General features: G+C 41.1%; 2 protein-coding genes. Both read right to left on the reverse strand.

Features of this window, described 5'->3' with window-relative positions; all coding sequences use genetic code 11:
- Window positions 1-86: 86 nt before the first annotated feature.
- Window positions 87-908, reverse strand: coding sequence for an IS3 family transposase (locus DW938_RS14465; protein WP_004841748.1), 822 nt, complete (start codon window positions 906-908; stop codon window positions 87-89).
- Complete coding sequence (locus DW938_RS15210; RefSeq protein WP_004615306.1) at window positions 898-1245, reverse strand: transposase; 348 nt, start codon at window positions 1243-1245, stop codon at window positions 898-900. Before DW938_RS15210 ends, DW938_RS14465 begins: the two co-directional genes overlap by 11 nt.
- Window positions 1246-1336 lie beyond the last annotated feature (91 nt).

The raw sequence follows: 1336 nt of genomic DNA on the forward strand, positions 1-1336 counted from the left end.
ATATAGTGGTTCAGTTGTCAAGACAAAAATCTAAGCTTTTTATAATGAACTGATATATGTAACTGGGTAGGGGAGAAAATCCCCCCTTAGGCTGCATGATCATCCAGTAACAGAATCGGATAATAGCAGGATGCCGGTGTTTGATTATTGAGTGCAGAATGACAACGTTCAAAGTTGTAAGTGTGCACATATTTACCGATTGCCTTCCGTGCTTCTCTGATATTGTTATATTGGGTCAGATATGCTTCCTCGTACTTGAAGCTTCGGAACCATCGTTCAATCATGATATTGTCAGCCCACCGGCTTTTACCATCCATGCTTTGACGGATCTGGTTCTCTTTGAGGAAATTCATGTACTCATTGCTTGTAAACTGACAGCCCTGATCTGAATTCAGGATAACAGGTTTTGCCACTATAAACGCCTTTTTTAACGCAGTTATGACCATTCTGGTATCCAGAGTATCATCGACTTCCCAGCCAACGATACAGCGGCTGTACCAGTCAATCACAGCGGTCAGATACAGAAATCCACGCTTAATGGGGATGTATGTAATGTCGATTGACCATGCCTGATTTGGACGGTCGATAACGGCGTTACGTAGCAGATACGGGCAGACTTTAGCCTGTCGCATACGTTTAGAAAGGTTCATTTTTGGATAAATTGGATCAATCCCCATTTCATTCATATAACGGCGCGTTTTCCGGCGACCAACCTGATGCCCACGCTTCTTCAGTTGAGCAGACAGTTGTCGTGCTCCCCAGGCCGGATTATCCGTGTGTAATCGATCTATGATCGATTTGCAATCCAACTCCTCCTGAGATATGGGCATGCCCTTGTAATAAACACTGGTACGATTGATATCAAGAAGTGTAGCCCCTGTTTTAACTGGAAGTTCTTTAGTCTTCAAAAGGTTTTGGACTAAATTTACTCTCGTAGTCAGGTCCAAGTGTTTCTTCAGATTTTTTTTTCAACCAATCCACCTGCATGGTGAGCTGGCCAACTTTTTTCGCATATTCAGCTTTTTCCTTGCGTTCTAAAGCGAGTTTTTCTTTCAGATTATCCTCTCGTGTGTCATTAAAAACCACGGATGCTTTATCGAGGAACTCCTTCTTCCAGTTGCGGAGAAGATTCGGCTGAATATTGTTTTCGGTTGCGATTGTATTTAAGTCTTTTTCTCCTTTGAGCAGTTCAATCACTAATTCTGATTTGAATTTGGCAGAGAAATTTCTTCTTGTTCGAGACATAATAATAATCCTTCTTTCTGTAGTGTTTACAGTATATCAGATTCATTAAGAAATGTCTCTTGAAGTGTCTTAAATTACGATACCATTATAA

Source organism: Ruminococcus sp. AM43-6 (genome assembly GCF_003461785.1).
In the GTDB taxonomy this organism is placed as follows: Bacteria; Bacillota; Clostridia; order Oscillospirales; family Ruminococcaceae; genus Hominimerdicola; species Hominimerdicola aceti.